At 57.1% G+C, this 19,208-nt stretch carries 17 protein-coding genes; 12 read left to right on the top strand and 5 right to left on the bottom strand.

Features of this window, described 5'->3' with window-relative positions:
* Positions 1 to 49 precede the first annotated feature (49 nt).
* Positions 50 to 178, bottom strand: a complete 129-nt coding sequence (locus tag RR_RS22995) for a hypothetical protein (protein WP_004957955.1) — start codon at positions 176 to 178, stop codon at positions 50 to 52.
* A gap of 189 nt (positions 179 to 367) precedes the next feature.
* On the opposite strand from RR_RS22995, the gene RR_RS12215 reads away from it, so the two are divergent.
* The 3 genes from RR_RS12215 (at position 368) to rad50 (ending at position 4,781) form a co-directional block, all read left to right on the top strand.
* On the top strand, positions 368 to 733 hold the full coding sequence (locus RR_RS12215; protein WP_004957953.1) for a hypothetical protein: 366 nt from the start codon (positions 368 to 370) through the stop codon (positions 731 to 733).
* An 84-nt stretch (positions 734 to 817) separates the two neighbouring features.
* Positions 818 to 2,092 (top strand): DNA double-strand break repair protein Mre11, encoded by a 1,275-nt coding sequence (gene mre11, locus RR_RS12210; protein ID WP_011223877.1) that lies wholly within the window; start codon positions 818 to 820, stop codon positions 2,090 to 2,092.
* A gap of 13 nt (positions 2,093 to 2,105) precedes the next feature.
* Positions 2,106 to 4,781, top strand: coding sequence for a DNA double-strand break repair ATPase Rad50 (gene rad50, locus RR_RS12205; protein ID WP_049938930.1), 2,676 nt, complete (start codon positions 2,106 to 2,108; stop codon positions 4,779 to 4,781).
* 25 nt (positions 4,782 to 4,806) lie between these two features.
* On the opposite strand, the gene RR_RS12200 is transcribed toward rad50, so the two are convergent.
* Together RR_RS12200 and RR_RS12195 are read right to left on the bottom strand one after the other, a co-directional pair.
* Entirely contained in the window at positions 4,807 to 5,229 is a 423-nt protein-coding gene (locus RR_RS12200) for a DUF7346 family protein (protein WP_004957946.1), read from the bottom strand.
* Positions 5,230 to 5,256: 27 nt separating this feature from the next.
* Positions 5,257 to 5,658, bottom strand: coding sequence for a DUF7322 domain-containing protein (locus RR_RS12195; RefSeq protein ID WP_011223875.1), 402 nt, complete (start codon positions 5,656 to 5,658; stop codon positions 5,257 to 5,259).
* Between the two features lie 142 nt (positions 5,659 to 5,800).
* On the opposite strand from RR_RS12195, the gene RR_RS21520 reads away from it, so the two are divergent.
* A complete protein-coding gene (locus RR_RS21520; RefSeq protein WP_011223874.1) occupies positions 5,801 to 6,823 on the top strand; it encodes a tyrosine-type recombinase/integrase in 1,023 nt (340 codons plus the stop codon).
* Positions 6,824 to 7,771: 948 nt separating this feature from the next.
* Here RR_RS21520 and RR_RS12190 read toward each other — a convergent pair.
* A complete protein-coding gene (locus tag RR_RS12190; RefSeq protein WP_137440613.1) occupies positions 7,772 to 8,341 on the bottom strand; it encodes a hypothetical protein in 570 nt (189 codons plus the stop codon).
* Positions 8,342 to 9,241: 900 nt separating this feature from the next.
* On the opposite strand from RR_RS12190, the gene RR_RS22075 reads away from it, so the two are divergent.
* The 5 genes from RR_RS22075 (at position 9,242) to RR_RS22060 (ending at position 11,444) form a co-directional block, all read left to right on the top strand.
* Positions 9,242 to 9,424: a hypothetical protein gene (locus tag RR_RS22075; RefSeq protein WP_137440612.1), complete on the top strand. Its 183-nt coding sequence runs from the start codon at positions 9,242 to 9,244 to the stop codon at positions 9,422 to 9,424.
* The gene (locus tag RR_RS22070) at positions 9,417 to 9,704 is read left to right on the top strand and encodes a hypothetical protein (RefSeq protein ID WP_137440611.1); all 288 of its coding nucleotides are present in this window, start codon (positions 9,417 to 9,419) and stop codon (positions 9,702 to 9,704) included. The genes RR_RS22075 and RR_RS22070 overlap by 8 nt, the downstream gene beginning before the upstream one ends.
* Positions 9,704 to 10,396, top strand: a complete 693-nt coding sequence (locus RR_RS22065; RefSeq protein ID WP_011223872.1) for a hypothetical protein — start codon at positions 9,704 to 9,706, stop codon at positions 10,394 to 10,396. The genes RR_RS22070 and RR_RS22065 overlap by 1 nt, the downstream gene beginning before the upstream one ends.
* 275 nt (positions 10,397 to 10,671) lie before the next feature.
* Positions 10,672 to 11,151 carry a hypothetical protein gene (locus tag RR_RS12180; protein ID WP_137440610.1) on the top strand — a complete coding sequence of 160 codons (480 nt, stop codon included), beginning with the start codon at positions 10,672 to 10,674 and terminating at the stop codon, positions 11,149 to 11,151.
* Positions 11,148 to 11,444: a MarR family transcriptional regulator gene (locus RR_RS22060; protein ID WP_137440609.1), complete on the top strand. Its 297-nt coding sequence runs from the start codon at positions 11,148 to 11,150 to the stop codon at positions 11,442 to 11,444. The genes RR_RS12180 and RR_RS22060 overlap by 4 nt, the downstream gene beginning before the upstream one ends.
* 897 nt (positions 11,445 to 12,341) lie before the next feature.
* Here RR_RS22060 and RR_RS12175 read toward each other — a convergent pair.
* Positions 12,342 to 12,533, bottom strand: coding sequence for a DUF7331 family protein (locus tag RR_RS12175; protein WP_004517169.1), 192 nt, complete (start codon positions 12,531 to 12,533; stop codon positions 12,342 to 12,344).
* Between the two features lie 107 nt (positions 12,534 to 12,640).
* Between RR_RS12175 and RR_RS12170 the strand changes: the two genes are divergently transcribed.
* The 3 genes from RR_RS12170 (at position 12,641) to sufB (ending at position 19,206) form a co-directional block, all read left to right on the top strand.
* On the top strand, positions 12,641 to 16,684 hold the full coding sequence (locus RR_RS12170; RefSeq protein ID WP_049938926.1) for a DNA polymerase domain-containing protein: 4,044 nt from the start codon (positions 12,641 to 12,643) through the stop codon (positions 16,682 to 16,684).
* Between the two features lie 125 nt (positions 16,685 to 16,809).
* A complete protein-coding gene (locus tag RR_RS12165) occupies positions 16,810 to 17,739 on the top strand; it encodes an ABC transporter ATP-binding protein (protein ID WP_011223869.1) in 930 nt (309 codons plus the stop codon).
* Between the two features lie 36 nt (positions 17,740 to 17,775).
* Positions 17,776 to 19,206 carry a Fe-S cluster assembly protein SufB gene (gene sufB / locus RR_RS12160; RefSeq protein ID WP_005537802.1) on the top strand — a complete coding sequence of 477 codons (1,431 nt, stop codon included), beginning with the start codon at positions 17,776 to 17,778 and terminating at the stop codon, positions 19,204 to 19,206.
* Positions 19,207 to 19,208 lie beyond the last annotated feature (2 nt).

Genomic DNA, 19,208 nt, shown 5'->3' with positions numbered 1-19,208 from the left:
GGGTACTACGGGAAACGCGTCGGCCACTGACTGACGGTACTCTTCCGCCTCACCCGCTCATGCCGAGGATGAACAGCGCGAGGACGACGGAGATGAGCAGGGTTGCAAGGATAAGCAACGCGACGACTGTGACTGACGAGAGCGCTTCCTCGTCGGAGCGGAATTTGCGCAGTGGCATGGTGGTGAAATCCGATAGTGGCTTTTCCTCAACTAGCACCGGCGCTGGGTCGGTAGCTGTATCAAACCAATCAGATTACTAAACTGTATGCGTTTTTACTCGGTTCGACTGAGTTGTGGTCTCGAACGCGCCAGTACCTGACCCGGAGCCAGCGAACGTTTATGTTGGATGCCGTGCCCACGCCGTCCTATGGCCGATAGCGACCAGGTGAAAGCGGCACTCTCGGCGCTCGCTGATGGAAATGGTGACAGCGACGACGGGGACAAGTCGATCCGAGCGGCTGACCGAGAGGACGATAGTAGCACAGGTCGGATAGGAGCCCACGAGACGGGCGGTAACGCTGACTACCGGACGGTCATTGAGCGAGCGACTCGGGCAACCGACGATCTAGACGAAGCGGTCGCCTTCGTCGAGACGCTCGGCGTCGGTCAACTCGAAGCGGCCGTCGCGCAGGCCGAACACGAGGTGAGCGGGTTGGCAGACGAGGGACGGGCGGCTTTGCGAGCGTTCCGGCGGTACCGGGACGCCGCGGCGGGACCCAGTGATGGGTCGTAGCCAGCGGATCGAACACAGCACAGTCAACCACTTTCACTCCGCTCACGATACCCCTTTAGGTGGCGCTGGCTTACGAGTGGGCAAATGACTCGGGTGATACACACCGGCGATACTCACGTCGGGTATCAGCAGTACAACGTCCCCGACCGACGGGACGACTTCCTCGATGCGTTCCGGCAGGTGGTCCGGGACGCTATCGCGGACGACGCTGACGCCGTCGTCCACGCCGGTGACCTGTTCCACGACCGCCGCCCGGCCCTGACTGACATCATGGGTACGCTGACCGTTCTCGAAGAACTCTCTGAAGCCGGTATTCCATTCCTTGCTGTCGTGGGTAACCACGAAGCCAAGCGGGACGCCCAGTGGCTCGACCTGTACGAGTCACTCGGCTTGGCGACACGACTCGACGACGAACCGACCGTCATCGGCGATACTGCCTTCTACGGCCTCGACTTCGTCCCGCGCTCGCAACGCGACGACCTCGACTACGACTTCGGCCCCCACGATGCCGACAGCGCTGCGCTGGTCACTCACGGCCTGTTCCAGCCCTTCGACTACGGCGACTGGGATGCCGAAGAAATTCTGACCGAGTCGTCGGTCGAATTCGACGCGATGTTGCTCGGCGACAACCACGACCCCGGTAAACAGCAGGTCGAGGACGCCTGGGTCACCTACTGCGGGTCGACCGAGCGCGCGAGTGCAAGCGAGCGCGCGGACCGCGGCTACAACATCGTCACCTTCGACGACGAGGTCCAGATCACCCGCCGCGGTCTCGACACCCGCGAGTTCGTCTTTGTCGACGTAGACCTCGGGCCCAAGGAAGGTGTCGAGCGTGTCCGGAGCCGCGTCGGCCAGCACGACCTGGAGGATGCCGTCGTCATCGTCTCTATCAGCGGCGACGGCGACCCGGTCACCCCGGCCAGCGTCGAATCGTTCGCGCTCGATCGGGGGGCGCTCGTGGCTCGCGTCACTGACCACCGGGAAATCACGGCCGAGGAGCGAGAAACCGATATCAGCTTCGCCGACCCGGACGACGCCGTCACCGAACGTGTCCGCGACCTCGGACTGAGCGAGGCCGCCCACGACATCGACGAGACGATCCGGGCCTCGAAGGTCGCTGACGCGAACGTCAAAGACGAGGTCGAACGGCACGTTCGTGAGCTGCTCAGTGAGGATTCGGATGCGCTTGAAGCCGACACGGATGCGGCTGCGAGCGGCGGGACGGCCGATGCGGAAGCGAACACAGACACGGCTGAGGACGACACCGACGACGGAGCGGCAGTGAACGAGGCCGACGACAAGGCACCGGTAGACGGGGCCGATGACGACGGCCAGGCGAGCGTCGAGGAGTTCCTGTAATGGAGGGTCAACAATGAAATTCCAGCGCGTCAAGCTATCCAATTTCAAGTGTTACGACGATGCCGACCTGCGACTTGACAACGGCGTGACCGTCATCCACGGACTCAACGGGAGCGGGAAATCATCTTTGCTTGAAGCCTGCTTCTTCGCGCTGTACGGCTCGAAGGCACTGGATGAGAATCTCGGCGACGTGGTTACCATCGGAGCCGACGACTGTACCGTCGAACTGTGGTTCTCCCACGCCGGTGGCGACTATCATCTCACGCGCCGGGTCCGCGCGACCGGAGCACAACCGACGACGGCGAAGTGTGTGCTGGAGACACCTGAAGGAAACTATGAGGGGGCGCGCGACGTGCGCCGACGCATTACCGAACTCTTGCGGATGGACAGCGAGGCGTTCGTCAACTGCGCCTACGTCCGTCAGGGCGAGGTGAACAAGCTCATCAACGCCTCCCCCGGCGACCGCCAGGATATGCTCGACGACCTCCTGCAACTGGGGAAACTGGAGGCGTACCGCGAGCGGGCCAGCGACGCCCGCGTCGGCGTCGGTCGGGTACGCGATGACAAACAGGGGGCCCTCTCACAACTCGACGAGCAGATTCAGGAGAAAGAAGAAAAGGACCTCCACGAGCGCCTGAACGGCCTCGAAACGAAGGAATCAGAGCTGCAAGACGAGATCGAACACATTGAGGACCAGAAGGCCACCGCCGAGGAGACGCTCACGCAGGCCGAGTCCGTCCTCGAAGAGTACGAAGAGAAACGCGACGAACTGTCGACCCTCGAAGCCGACATCGAGGATCTGGAAGCGACTATCACCGAGACGGAGACGGAACGAACCGAGCTCAAAGAGCAGGTCAGCGACCTACAGGACCAGCGAGAGTCGTTGCGAGAGGACCTCTCGGAAACAGTGGCCAAAACCGACCTCGACAGTTCGGAGCCGGACCCCGAAACCGTCGATGCGCGGCTTGACGAACTGCAGTCCCGCGATGACGAACTGCAGAGCCGCATCGAGGACCAGCGGGTCGATGCGAAGGATCACAGCAGCACCGCCGACGCGCTGGCCGAGAGCGCTGCCGACCTCGAATCCCGGGCCGAGGACAAGCGTGAAGAAGCCGCCGAACTGGAAACAGACATCGAAGCTGCGCGGGAGACTATCGCCGAGCGCCGGGAGCAGATCAGCGACATCGACGACCAGATCGCCGATCTCGAAGCCAGGTTCGAGAACGCGCCGACCGACCGTGACGGGTCGCAGTCGTACAAAGAATCCGTCGCCAGTGACCTCGATAACACCCGACAGCAGGTGACCGAACTGGAGACGAAACTGGAGAGCGAGCGCGAGTCGCTCGCGGAGGCCGAGGCGCTGCTGGAGGCCGGCAAGTGCCCCGAGTGCGGGCAGGACGTGGCCGAGTCACCGCACGTCGACTCTATTGAGGACGACCGTGGTCGGATTGCCGAGCTAGAGGAGTTGCTCGCGGACGCTCGTGAGGATGTCTCGGACCTGAAGTCTGAGCACGAGACCGCGACGGAACTGGTCGAGACAGCGGACGAGCTATCGACGCTTGAGAACAACCGTTCGAACATCGTCCAGCTCGTCGAAGAGAAAGAAGCGGGGCTGGATGCGGACCAGGAGCGCATCCAGACGCTCCGCGAAGAAGCAACAGCACATGAGTCCGAGGCTGAGACGAAACGCGAGAAAGCCGCCGAAGCCCGCGAGCAGGCCGAGGACTGTCGCTCGGTCGTCGCCGAGTGTAATCAGGAGCGCCAGCAGGTCAAACAATCGATAGAGAACCTAGAGCGGGTCGAAGACCTGCTTGCGAAGATCGATGACTGCGACGACGACATCGAACGCCTGCGAGAGAAGCGCAGTCAGCAGGCCGAACTGAACGACCAGCGCCGCGACCAGCTCGCGGAGAAGCGCGAGCGCAAGCAGGACCTCGCGGAGTCCTTCGACGAGGACCGCATCGAAGCGGCTCGAAGCGAGAAGCAGCGGGCGAAAAAGTACATCGAACAGGCAGCGGAGGCACTGACGGAGAAACGCGAGAAACGCGACGAACTCCAGAACGCTATCGGTGGCGTCACGAACGAAATCGAGGAACTGGAGTCGCTGCGAGACCGGCGCGAAGACCTCGAAGCGACACTGGAGAGACTCGAAACGCTATACGAGGAAACCGAGGAGCTACAGGAGATGTACGGGACGCTCCGGGCAGAGCTGCGCCAGCGCAACGTCGAGACACTCGAACGGATGCTCAACCAGACGTTCGACCTGGTGTACCAGAACGACTCGTACTCCCACATCGAACTCGACGGGCAGTATCAGCTGACGGTGTACCAGAAGGACGGCGAGCCGCTGGAGCCCGAACAGCTCTCCGGCGGCGAACGGGCGCTATTCAACCTCAGCCTGCGGTGTGCCATCTACCGACTACTCGCCGAAGGCATCGAAGGGGCCGCGCCGATGCCGCCGCTCATCCTCGACGAACCGACAGTGTTCCTCGATTCAGGCCACGTCACGCAACTGCTTGACCTCGTGGAGTACATGCGCGATGAGGTCGGCGTTGAGCAGATTCTCGTGGTCAGTCACGACGAGGAACTGGTCGGTGCGGCGGACGACCTCGTCCGCGTCGAGAAAGACGCCACGACCAATCGCTCGCGGGTCGAACGGGTCGAAGCGACGGTCGCGGAACTGGCCTGACCGCAGTCACGACGCTGAACTGGCCTCAGTCGCGGAGATGTGCCAGTCCATCGCTGGCCGTTTCGGTCGTGTCGTAGCCTCGCTGGCCGTGGACCGTCGCCTCGGCGAGCAGGCCGGCGGCACGAAACTCGGCCAGCAGGCCGTGCAGGTCGCTCTCACAGAGGTCGTAGGCGGAAAGCAGCTCCGCCACGGAGAGCGGCCCGCGGTCGTCGAGTTCGACGAGCAGGCCCAGCGCACGCTCATCGTGAGCTGCTGTAATGACTTGGCGGGCGGCGTCAGGAACGCCCTCAGCGGCCGTGGCAAGCGGCGATTCGCCATCAACGGGTTCGAGATCAGCGTTTGGGAGGTGTTGCTGTTCGCCGGTTTCGGGGTCACGGACCAGACTCGACTCGGTGGACTCCTTCAGCAATAAGTATCGCGTGCCGTCGTCGTCCCGCACAGTACGCATACGGCTGTTTGTAGCCGACCGGGCCGGTTAGCCGTTGTGGTCGCTTGCCTCCGCGCCGTCTGGCTGGGTATCTGTTGTTTCGGTTGGTTCGTCCTCGTCGTCCGATTTGCGCTCCCGTTCGAACTGGACGTACCGAAACGTTCCGTAGCCGAAAGCGATGACGCCGACGAGGAAGATCCGGACCCCGAGGTCGACCTGTCCCTCGAAGTAGGCCAGCATCGGTCCGAGCGAGAGCGCCAGCAGCGCGACGTTGAAGACGATGACGAGTTTGACGAACAGTCCCGTGGCGTCACCGTCGTAAGCGCCGTCCGACGGCGATGGCACGTCCGGCCCGAGACTCTCCGGGTCGAACTCCTCGGGCTCGTACTCGCTCTTTTCCGAGAGGACGCCGCCGCTCTCGTTGGGGTCGTCCTCGCCGGGAATATCCATCACACTAGCTACGACGTGTGGACGCTAAAAGTACTTCCTGTCAGGCGATCTCCTGTAAGGTGAGTGCCGTATCAGTCTGTAGCCACGCGAGAGGGTTCTCTGCATCGTAGATGCGACCGCTTGCTGGTGGTTCGGACCAACGATGAAAGCAAACACCAATCCGACCGACCTGCAAGCTATCACCCCCGTAGAGGCACTACGACTGTATCTCGAAAGCAAGGTAGACGAATGGGCTACAGCGACTAAAGAATTACAACAGTTCCATCTCAATGAATTTGTTGAGTGGTTGGCTGAAGAAGATATAGACGATATGCGGAATATCTCTGCCCGCACCGTTCATAGATTCCGCTTGAAAATTAAAGGTGATATAGCACAATCAACACTTGCGCAGCGGGTTAGCTCGGTTCGGCGGTTCTTACAGTTCTGTACGACGATAGACGCAGTGAGTCCGTCTGTACCTGAGCGGGTAGAAATTCCGAACCGAGATACGGAGGCTCGAACAGAGACGCTTGAAGCCGACCATGCAGAAGCAGCATTAGACTATCTGGAACGGTTCGCCTATGCATCAAGAGAACACGCCCTATTGGCGCTCACATGGCACACAGGGATTCGAACGGGCACGTTAGTCGCCTTGGATGTAGACGACGTGGAACCCGCTCAGAACCGCCTACGGATTCGACATCGGCCCGATAGTGATACCCCGCTAAAGAATGGTGAGAAAGCGGAACGGTACTGTGCGCTCTCAGAAGATGTAGCAGAGGTGTTAGAAGACTACATCAATCACAAGCGTATGGATATTGAAGACGACTACGAGAGAGTGCCATTATTCGCTACTGAAAACGGTCGGGCACCAGTGAAAACACTACGGCGGTGGTTTCAGGCAATTACTCGACCGTGCATATACGGAAATAGATGCCCCCATGGTCGTGATAAAAACGAGTGTGCGGCTGCCCAATCAATGTCTAATGCGAGTGACTGCCCATCAAGTGTGAGCGGGCATCCTATTCGACGTGGTGCTATCACGCACTTCCTCCGCAAAGACGTGCCTGAGAAAGTCGTCTCAGATAGAATGAACGTCTCGACTGATGTGCTGGAACAACACTACGACCGTCGTACTGAAGACGAGAAGGCAGAACAGAGGCGTGAATACTTAGACGGCGTGTAGACGCACCACACTTCGTCCCGAGTCGTAGAGTCGGGACTCAATGGTGCGGAGTTATCCGCACAACAGCACCGCTGGGGAGAGCCAAAGACCGCCCCCTCCCCCAACTACCGCCCCACTCCGCACCCCACTTTCGTGCGCACACACAACGCGTCTAATCTGAATTGTAGCGAGTGGCTGAATGGGGTGTTTCTATACCCCTATATTTGCTGTAGAACGTTCCTATCACAGATGTAACGTACAGAGACGGAATATTGTACGTAGCAACCTGCTACCACGAACATACCACCAGCAGCGACGTTCGGGTATTGCTGTAGGGCCGTGCAACCCGTTTGCACCACTCCAACCCCCACAGTCTATGGGGTGCAAACAGTACTCCACGGGGTTGTTCGGATAGCACGAAACCTGCAGTACGAATGTATAAGCCGCACAACCGCTACCGCTGGGGAGGGCAGAGAACCGCCCCCAACTACCGCCACCACAATTCTCTGCGATTCAGCGGTGGTGGTGGGTGGTGGGTGGTAGTGCTTCTATATTACTTAAGTAGTATCTGCACAGATACATTAGTAAGAAGGGCGGTGGTGGTGACTACCGTTGTTGAATTGCTGTGCGGTGGCTAAGGCTGTGTTCTGAAGGGAGTTTTGTAGATTTCATCAGCGTGCCAACAGTTCTACGCTCCTGCTGTAGATGAGCGTTGGTAATACTCATGCTGATTGAATACTCTACGATTCAGATTAGTGTTGGTGCTATGGTCGTTGCATTTAATTAGCTGTAGAACGTATACCAACATACACCCTACCCCACCGCGGTGGGGCGGACTACTCACGTTTCTTGCTGGCTGAGGCGGTTACTAAGACCGTGTTCTAAAGGGCGGTTTGCTGTGGTTTCATCAGCGTGCCAACATACCACACACACTCTTTTGTAGATGAGTGTGGGTAATATCCACGCTGGTTATATCGGTTCGGCTACAGTTTCGAGAGATAGGTCTATTTCATCCAGCAGATTCATCGCATCGTAGTGTTCTAAAACCAACACATCGTCTGAGTAATGGTAGCGGTGGGTGGGGCTATTACGTGCATAGCCGTCACCGTCGTAGGAAACTGTATCATATCCTCTATCAGCCAGCATATCAGCGAATCTATCACTATCTACGTCCCAACCCCGTAGGTCGATTTGTAGGCTACCAAACAAGTCACCTACAAAAGTGCCAGCAGTGATGATTGTAGCCTTCAAACAGCTGTTGCTGAGAGATTTCACCGACGTGCTACCTTCGGCATAATTCTCAAGCTCAGGGTGTGGAATCGTAGAGATAGCATACACGTCGTTCAATCTCTTTGTGGTAGTATCAGAATCTTTATACAATCGAATTCCATTACTCAGCCACCCCAATAGGTCATCGTAGGCGCGTAAAAGCTCTCTATCCGTACTGAATACGTCGATAGAAGGGTGAGATGTTCTATCTTCAATGGTGACACCGCGTAGTATCAAATACTCTACAACTCCTAACTGTAACTCGCTCAACTCTGGCCGATGAGAAGGGACATGACTAAAGTGCATTCCGAGTCTCTGATATTCGTTACTACATTCTGGACACTCCGAACTATTCTTACCCTTTTCACAACTATTAGACGAAATTACCACGATATATCACCACAATTGGAGGCTATTTTCATCTTTTCAGTCTTGCAAATACCCATTTGCTTATTCCGACCGAAGTGCCACGATATAGACGGACACATGATTTCGAGTTTAAACATTATTGAATAATCTACCAGCGTACCAATAATTCTACACTCGTTTGCTGTAGATGAGTATGAGTCACAGCCACACGCTGATGAAATCTACAGCAAACGCCCTTCAGAACACGGTCTTAGTCACAGCCACAACACACCGCACTAAGTCACCGCAACCGCCCTTCTTACTAATGTTTCTGTGCTTACCCACTTAAGTAATATACAAACCTACCACGCCTCACTATTGTTCCGTACAGCAGCAGTTGGGGAGCGGTCTTTGACTCTCCCCAGCGGTAGCAGTAGCTGTAACCGTCTACACGGCTTCTCAAGCGGTCGGTATTCCATTCCAATGAATACCACTCGCAATTGAATAGGATTACACACAGCGTATTCTGTGGCTTCTGAGAGTGATTGTAGGACGATGGTAGGACATCAGGAATATAGAAATCCAGCAATAGATTGGCTCCATAACCTGTCAGTACGATATAGTAGAAGGAGCGTAGCACAGAAGTGCTACGTTTCTGAGGTTGATTCAAATGACACGAGAGAAAAATATTCGAGTATCAGAGAGCGAACTAAGTACGCTGAAGGCCGCACGAGATAGTGAGGATGAGACGCTACCCCTCGGCTACGTAGCGGCTGAGGGAGCTAAGCAACTGCTGGCTGAAGATTCGGAGATTGGTTTCTGATGGTAGTTGATGAGACTTGCGGTGAAGACGGATGTAAGATTATTCTCCCCCCATTTCTAGATAAGAAGGGTCTATACTGGTGCAAATCGCATTATCCAGAGCCAAACAACGGTACATTCAGCCATATTCCCGACGAATTTGCAGATTACCGTGATGAACGGAGGGAAATGTACAATGACTGAGGTTTTTAGCATCGTTTTCACCCCCTCCGCTGGAACGACCATAGAGCTACCAAGTGAAATTGGACGGAAGGACTGTGGCCATTATGGTGGAGGTCAGCGAGGAGATGGCACCTTTAAAATCAGTGTTGTTGGCCGTGGCAAAAAGTCTGAATACGTCGTTCTGAGCAATGATGTAGGTCATACAGAGGTAGAGGGGGATTCTGAGATTCTTGGTACTGATGTGGCCGATGAGACGCTGTGGTATGCCGTTCCAATTTCTGCATATGGAGGCGGAGAGTAATGTTGGATAACGAACAACTTAAAGAGGCACGAGAAAGAGATGGGGAACGTGCTGATGAACGTCCAGATGAAGCCGATGTCGGACTTGAACGAGATTATCCCGCTGTTGGATTCTCGAATGGTGACCCACTCTTAAATCGGGATTACAGCGAATATCCCCGCAGTGATGATATTCTCTCACCAGACGCCAGCGGGGTTCTGGAAACTCTCGTTGAGCATCGGCTTATTGGTTCAGTCCGTGATATCTCTGATGAACTGAGAGCCGATGTAACGGTTGTGAGCAAGGCGCTTGAACTGCATGATGTAGACCGCCCAGAATCAGTTGAAGACGATGCACAGCCATCTGAGAGCGAAATTGAGCTTCCTGATGGCACGGTCGTGGCTACAGAACAGTTCCGTAGCCCTATCTATAGAGACGCCCGTCTACTCGAATATCTCTACGTAGATTGCGGTTACTCTATTGCCGAGATGCGGGAGTTTCTGGAATCCGAACGGAATCACGGGCGGGGGGCAGAGAAACCACGTTGGACGGTGGATAATACAGATATTCGCACAGAACTGGAAATGGTCGGACTTCTCATCGGTGACGGTGACGACGGTGAGCGCGACGATATTCGATTGGGTGGGGCGAGTCTATCGGAATCTGAGACTTCGGGCACAGATGGGCTAACAGTTAGCACATCCGATTTCTGAATAGTTAGCAAACCAACAGGCAGCAGTAATTATCAATGACTATACAAACAGCAGCAGGTAACAGTAGAGTCGGATGGAACAGCAGCAGCGATAATCTTAGCCGAGATATTGGAGATACGGCACATAACCCTAAAACCGTAGTGCGAGAGCGAGATGCCTACGAAATTAGTGAGTATAGCGGACGAAGGGACTACGACGGGGATAGCAGTCACGGCAGCAGATTCGACCGTGGCGATATTCCACAGCAGAAACAAGAAAAGTGGCGAAGGTTGTGGATGCTGAATGAAGGGGCGTCACCGAGCTACGAAGACCCAGACGGCTACAAATCCGAGGTTTCTCAGCCGTCTGATACAACTGGTAGGCGTGCCCATCAGGATAAACTCGGAGTAGTCGATAGAATTGCGGCAGAGTTTTCTATTCCATCAGCTACGCGGAATGAAGCACGGACACTGGCCTCTGCTGTGGATGGGCAAGGCCACTCACTGGAAAAAATCGCCGTGGGTGCGTTGTGCGTGGCCGATGATAGTCATATAGCTGAGAAAGCACGTCGGGCAGACGTAGATAGCATCGTCGTAGAAGCACTACACGGCGATATATCTGATGCAGAAACAAATACCGCCTTGAACCTACTCGAAGACGCTGAGACGCTACCTAAGCTGTTTCAGCGACGGCTGAAAGGTAGGGACGACGTTCAATCCTACGTTGAAGACTGCGATTTTACTGTTCAATCAGCGATGGGAGTGTTCTACGAATGAGCCATCCCTACGATATTTCCGTCGATAATGAAAAAGTTTCTAGAATATTAGCTGAAAAACAAAAACCGTGGTGGGATGCAAGAGTGTTAGGTTACCTACATAACGAATTACATCTTAGCTTAGCTGAAATAGGTCAGTTATTTAATATAAGCCGCCAATCTGTTCGGCATGCTGCGAAGGAACTTGATGTGTCTATAGAGAGGAAAAAGAGTGGTTACTCGAAGATTATTGATAAGGAACAAAAGCGGTTAGATGATTTTGAGAATCAAAACGGGTTATCTGATTTTATGTAGACGAATCTATCAGCGGTAGTGATAGGTTGTGGCTGAAAATAGTAGCCACGATAGAAACAGACAGCAGCAGGCGGGTGACTAACCCGCCACATGGACAACGACTTCAAACTTCCACAGGTAGCAGCAAGCTTGAAGTTGAAACGGAATCTCACCGCTTCACTACTGTTTCTGAGCGCATGGTATAAAAAGGGATTTAAAAAGGCAGTATATTGGATTATTTTCTATCTGATAGAAAAAATTAAGTTTAAATCATATTATTGATTTTGCTATATATGCGCCGTAAGGAATCGAAGATTCCGTTACATCTGTGATAGCGAACTGATGCAGAGTGGCCATTTATGCACCCCGCACCCCGATAAAAAAGATGTTACCTTCCCAACCTAATTACGACGGGTAGGGTTGCACGGTTCACACCGTGCGTACCCACGGCCTAAGCAAGCTTAGGCAGGGGTAGCAGTGTTGTCCCCTTTGGCTCTCCCGCAGCGGTCGCTGTTGTGCGGATAACTCCGCACCATTGAGTGCGAATACTACGTCTTCGCACGAAGTAGCGGTGATGATACCGACGTAGGAACCACTTATCCCCATCAGAACTGCTACGACTTTGTACGAATCATCGAATTCGCACTCTTTAGGGCGACTGCTTCAGTCGCACGACTGTAGAAAAGCGGCAAATATTGCTGTTCCGTATCTCTCTCCATAGGGTAGAGCGATACACTCATTGAGGAATTGGCGTCTTATCCCGCGTGCGACGCGTCTAATCGGGTTTGTGGCCTTGAACGGTCGAAAGAACTAGGTGTATTGGCACCTACTATACACTCGAACCGCCAGCAGGCAAGAGCATACCCTACTGCGTGGGGCTATACAAAGCGGCAAGTTGCGTAACCCCTGAAAACGGGCTTATGCAATCTCCTGTAAGGTGAGTGCCGTATCAGTCTGTAGCCACGCGAGAGGGTTCTCTGCATCGTAAAACACTGTCCCCTCCTCGGTCTCGTAGGTCTCGGTCGTCTGGATGGCGTCCGGGAGCGCCGGCTCCGACCGCAGTTCTTCGGACCTATCCGCCTCGCCGTGGGGGGATGCGTGGTGCGACATTGGCCGTCAAACTTGGGTATGTTACTCGATGGCATATACTTTCTGCCTGTGGCAATACCCCGTCGACCGCCGGTGTTTTTATGCGGCATCTCGAAACAAGGCCAAGAATGAGTGACGGGACCCAGGGCACGCTGGGGGACTTCGGGCAGGACGCAGACGCGGGCACAGACGACCGCCCGGTCGCCGACGAAGCGGCGGCCATCGCGGGCAACGGTGGGAGCGACGACGGTGACACGAGCGTCGTCGACCTCGACGAGCGCCAGTTCCCGCCGGTCGAGGAGACCGTCGAGTTCGTCGTCACGCAGGTCGACTACACCATCGAGGGGCAGGGCGATGATGAGTCACCGGTCGTCCACGTTTTCGGGCGCACTGACGACAATGAGTCGGTCCATGCGCGGGTCTTCGACTTCCAGCCCTACTTCTACGCACCGACTGACAGCGTCACCGAGGACGGACTCCGCCAGTACGACAGCATCGCCGGCTGGGAAGAAGCCGACGCGGACGGCGACCCCTACGAATCGATTCGAGGCGAGCGTCTGACGAAGATATTCGGCCAGACGCCACGCGATGTGGGACAGATCCGTGACGACTTCGACCACTACGAGGCGGACATCCTCTTTCCCAACCGCCTGCTCATCGACAAGGACATCACGAGTGGCGTTCGCGTCCCCGCCCGCGAACTCGACGACGGGAGTCTGAAGGTCCATCACGAGGAAATAACGCCGGTTGAAGCTCACGCTGACCCGCGGGTCAACACCTTCGACATCGAGGTCGACGACAGACAGGGGTTCCCCGAGGACGGCGAGGAACCGATCATTTGTCTCACCTCCCACGACTCCTACCGCGACGAGTACGTCGTCTGGCTGTACGAGTCCCCCGACGGCATCGACGGCCCCGAGGCGCTGGCCGGCTACGACCCGATTCGGGAGGACTTCGAGGCCGACGTGCGCGTCTTCGACGAGGAGGAGGCCATGCTGGAGGCGTTCGTCGACTACATCGTCGACACCGACCCAGACGTGCTGACTGGCTGGAATTTCGACGACTTCGACGCGCCGTACTTCCTTGACCGTCTGGAGGAACTCCAGAGTTACAACCACGACTTCGATCTCCAGATCGACCGACTCTCGCGGGTCGACGAGGTCTGGCGTTCGGGCTGGGGTGGCCCCGATATCAAAGGCCGTGTCGTCTTCGACCTCCTCTATGCCTACAAGCGAACGCAGTTCACTGAACTCGAATCCTACCGGCTTGACGCCGTCGGCGAGCAGGAACTCGGCGTCGGCAAGGAACGCTACACTGGCGACATCGGTGACCTCTGGGAGCAGGACCCCGAGCAGTTGCTGGAGTACAACCTCCGGGACGTGGAGCTCTGTGTCGAACTCGACCGCGAACAGGACATCATCGACTTCTGGGATGAGGTCCGCACCTTCGTCGGCTGCAAACTGGAGGACGCGACGACGCCCGGCGACGCAGTGGACATGTACGTTCTCCACAAGCTCCATGGCGAGTTCGCGCTCCCCTCGAAAGGGCAACAGGAGAGCGAGGACTACGAGGGCGGCGCAGTGTTTGACCCTATTACGGGCGTCCGCGAGAACGTCACCGTGCTGGACCTGAAGTCGCTGTACCCGATGTGCATGGTGACGACCAACGCCAGCCCAGAGACGAAGGTTGACCCGGAGACCTACGACGGCGATACCTACCGCGCCCCCAACGGTACCCACTTCCGGAAGGAACCGGACGGCGTCATCCGGGAGATGGTCGACGAACTCCTGTCAGAACGCGAGGAAAAGAAAGCCGAGCGAAACAGCTTCGACCCGGACAACCCCGAGTACGAGCGCTTTGACAGGCAGCAGGCCGCCGTCAAGGTTATCATGAACTGCTTCACGCCGGATACCGACGTGCTGACACCGGAAGGCGTTCAGAACATTCGCGACCTTGATATCGGCGACGAGGTGTATTCGCTGGACCCCGAGACGGAGGAGATGGAGGTCAAACCGGTGGTCGAGACACAGTCGTATCCGGACTACCGCGGCGACCTCGTGGATATAGAGACGAGCAAGATGGACTTCCGTGTGACGCCGAACCACCGGATGCTCGTCCGAAAGAACGAGACCAACGGAATCACTGAAGACGGGTACAGTTTCGTCGAAGCTGGTGACCTCGACGATGCCACGAACTACGAACTCCCCCACGACTGGGACGGACCGGACGGCGACCCGCTGGACACGGTGGATCTGACCGAGTACGTCGACGACTACGAGGTGTGGGTCCGGCCGTCGGTCCACGGCCACACGTTCGCCGCCGAGATTGGCCACTATCCGGACACAGTGTTGAAAAACGATATCGGCGAGGAAGGGTACGTCTTCGGCCCCAAGGAGTTCGAGGCCAACCGCGAGTATATCGAATCCGTCGCCGAACGGACGTATATCCACGCCGAATCGGGCCGGAAGTGGATACCGCGAACCTTCGACGGCGACGACTTCCTCGAACTGCTCGCGTGGTACATCACCGAAGGGAACGTCTACACCTCCGAGACGAAACAGTTCGGGGAGAAGACCCGCGGGGCATCGACCACGGTCAAAATCGCTCAGCAAGCCATCGCGGACGGCGGCGAGTCCGACCACGCGGCAATTGGTGACCTCCTCGACCGACTGGGGTTCGACTACTACGTCGACGACCGGAGTTACCAGTTCACGTCGGCGCTGCTGGGCGACCTGCTCTGTAACATCTGCGGCGAGGACAGTTTCGAGAAGCGGATTCCCGAGTTCGTCTTCGACCTGAGCCACCGACAGAAGCGGCGCTTCCTCGACACGCTTATCGCCGGTGACGGAGACCGACAGAAGAACTCCTGGCGGTACACCACCTCCAGTGACCAACTCCGCGACGACGTGCTCCGGCTCTGTGCGCATCTCGGACTGACTGCGAACTACAACCGTGACAGCGGCTCCTGGCGAATCTACGTCACGGAAGACAACAAGAACACGCTCCGGATGCATCGCAGCGGGTCACGGAGTACGGCCGACGACGGTGTCTACTGTGTCACCGTTGCGGACAACCACACGCTCATGGCCGGCCGCAACGGGAAATTCCAGTTCGTCGGTCAGTCGTTATACGGCGTTCTGGGGTGGGACCGGTTCCGTCTCTACGACAAGGAGATGGGCGCAGCGGTCACCGCCACCGGTCGCGAGGTCATCGACTACACCGACGAAGTCGTCGCAAACGAGGGGTACGAGGTCGTCTACGGGGACACCGACTCCGTCATGCTACAACTTGGCAATGTCGGTCCAGACGACGTCGAAGGCGACGTCGAAATCACCGACGAGATGCGCGAGAAACACCCCGAGATGGACGACGACGAGCTCGAACTCATCGCGACGACCATCCAGAAAGGGTTCGAACTGGAGGAGACGATTAACGCCTCCTACGACGAGTTCGCGATGGAGCGGCTTAACGCCCAGTTCCACCGCTTCGAAATCGAGTTCGAGAAGCTCTACCGCCGGTTCTTCCAGGCGGGCAAAAAGAAGCGCTACGCGGGCAACATCGTCTGGAAAGAGGGCAAGCACGTCGACGACATCGATATCACCGGGTTCGAATACCAGCGGTCCGATATCGCGCCCATCACCAAGCGGGTCCAGAAGGAGGTCATCGACCGCATCGTCCGCGGAGAGGACGCAGAGTCCATCAAGCAGTACGTCAGCGATGTCATCGAGGACTATCAGGACGGCAACGTCAACTACGACGACGTAGGTATTCCCGGTGGCATCGGGAAGAAACTCGACAACTACGACACCGACACTGCGCAGGTCCGGGGCGCGAAGTACGCCAACATGCTTCTGGGAACGAACTTCCAGAGCGGGTCCAAGCCCAAGCGACTGTATCTCGACCGGGTCCACTCGGACTTCTTCCAGCGTATCGAGGAGGAAGAAGGACTGGACCCCCAGCGGGACCCGCTGTACGGCGAGTTCCGGCGGGACCCTGACGTAATCTGTTTCGAGTACGCAGACCAGATCCCCGAGGAGTTCGAGATCGACTGGGACAAGATGCTCGATAAGACGCTGAAAGGGCCGATTGCCCGCATTCTGGAGGCAATGGACATCTCCTGGGAAGAGGTCAAATCCGGGCAGGAACAGACAGGACTCGGGAGTTTCATGTAACCAACAGAAGGCGGGCGCTTACTGCTGTGGGAAATATTATTTCTATATACTGAATTTGAGTTCACGGCAATGCGAAAGCTTCATGGGTGAAACGTACCTTCTTTCGGTTGACCTAAGAGATACCTATGGCGAAACTCGAAATCAACAATCTCCACGCAGAAGTCGCAGAAGAGGACGGTGAAACGATTCTTCGCGGTGTCGACCTCGAAGTCGAGTCCGGTGAGATCCACGCGCTGATGGGTCCCAACGGCTCGGGTAAGTCCACAACGGCGAAGATAATTGCCGGCCATCCCGCCTACGAAGTAACTGACGGGGAAGTACTCATCCACCTCGAAGAGGACGAGTTCGGTGACGAGGAGATCCCGGAGGACCTCCGCACCTGGAACCTGCTCGACCTCGAACCGAACGAGCGCGCCGCGCTCGGCATCTTCCTCGGCTTCCAGTACCCGGCCGAGATCGAGGGTGTCACGATGGTGAACTTCCTCCGCACCGCGCTCAACGCCAAGCTCGAAGAGCGCGAGGAACTCTTCGAGGACGACGAGGAAGAAGAAGCCGAGACAGAGGGCGGCGACACCAACGAGGACGCCGCCGGCTACGACACCTCCCCGATGGAGGGCAACGTCGAAGAAGGCGAAATCGGCGTCGCCGAGTTCCAGGAAATCCTCCAGGAAAAGATGGAGCAACTGGACATGGACGAGAAGTTCGCGTCCCGGTATCTCAACGCTGGCTTCTCCGGCGGCGAGAAGAAGCAAAACGAAGTCCTCCAGGCCGCGATCCTCGAGCCCTCAGTTGCCGTGCTCGACGAGATCGACTCCGGGCTGGACATCGACCGACTGCAGGATGTCTCTAACGGCATCAACGCGCTCCGTGACGAGCAGGGCGCGGGTATCCTTCAGATCACGCACTACCAGCGCATCCTCGACTACGTCGAACCCGACCACGTCCACGTGATGCTTGACGGCCAGATCGCCACCTCCGGTGGCGCTGAACTCGCCGAAAAGCTCGAGGACGAAGGGTATGACTGGGTCCGAGAGGAAGCCTACGAGGCCGCGTAACGCCCTTCCGTATACAGCGATAACATAACACACACTATGAGTTCAGATCAAGACCACCTCAAGGAAACCGACACGGAGAAGCGCTTCGAGTTCAAGAAAGAGGAGAAGTCCGCCTTCGAAGCCGAGAAGGGCCTCACGGAGGAGACCATCCGGGTCATCTCCGAAGACAAGGACGAGCCGGAATGGATGCTCGAACGCCGCCTTCGCGCACTCGAGCAATTCCACGAAATGCCGATGCCGGACGGCTGGCCGGGCGCACCCGACCTCTCCGAGGTCGACGTCGACGAGATCGTCCCGTACATCCGTCCCGACATCGAGACCCGCGGCGGGGTCGACGACTGGAACGACCTCCCCGAGGAGATTCAGGACACCTTCGACAAGCTCGGCATCCCGGAAGCCGAGAAGAACGCCCTCTCGGGCGTTGGCGCGCAGTACGAGTCCGAGATTGTCTACCAGAACATGCAGGAGCGCTGGGAAGACAAGGGTGTCATCTTCTGTGACATGGACAAGGCTGTCCAAGAACACGAAGACATCCTCAAGGAGTACTTCATGACCAAGGCCGTGCCGCCGAGCGACAACAAGTTCGCGGCGCTACACGGCGCTATCTGGTCTGGCGGGTCGTTCGTTTACGTCCCCGAGGACACTACGGTCGACATGCCAGTCCAGGCGTACTTCCGCATGAACTCCGACGGCATGGGCCAGTTCGAGCACACGCTCATCATCGCCGAGGAGAACTCCGAAGTCCACTACATCGAGGGCTGTTCCGCCCCGAAGTACTCCGAGTTCAATCTCCACTCCGGCGGCGTCGAAGTGTTCGTCAAGGAGAACGCTCACGTCCAGTACTCGACCGTCCAGAACTGGTCGAAGAACACGTACAACCTCAACACCAAGCGCGCCATCTGCGAGGCCGACGGCACGATGGAGTGGGTTTCAGGATCGATGGGCTCGAAGGCCACGATGCTGTACCCCTCGACCGTTCTCAAGGGGCCGGGCGCGACGGACAACCACATCACCATCGCCTTCGCCGGCGAGGGGCAGGACATCGACACGGGCGCGAAGGTCTATCATAACGCCCCCGAAACGAAGTCCACCATCGAATCCAAGTCCATCAGCAAGGACGGCGGCCGCACGAACTACCGTGGCCTCGTCCACATCGCTGACGGAGCCGAGGACTCCTCGACTTCTGTCGAGTGTGACGCCCTGATGTTCGACAACGAGTCGACGTCGGACACGATGCCGTACATGGAGATTCAGGAGTCCAAGGTCGACGTTGCCCACGAGGCGACTGTCGGCAAGATCGGCGACGAGGACGTCTTCTACCTCCAGTCCCGCGGACTGGACGACGACGACGCCAAGCAGATGATCGTCGCTGGCTTCATCGAGCCGATTACGGAGGAACTGCCGATTGAGTACGCCGTTGAGCTGAACCGCCTCATTGAGCTTGAGATGGAGGGGTCGCTCGGATAACC

Origin of the sequence: Haloarcula marismortui ATCC 43049, assembly GCF_000011085.1 — an archaeon.
Lineage (GTDB): Archaea > Halobacteriota > Halobacteria > Halobacteriales > Haloarculaceae > Haloarcula > Haloarcula marismortui.
Note: the sequence above shows the minus strand (reverse complement) of the source record. Positions and strands in the feature narration are given on the sequence as shown.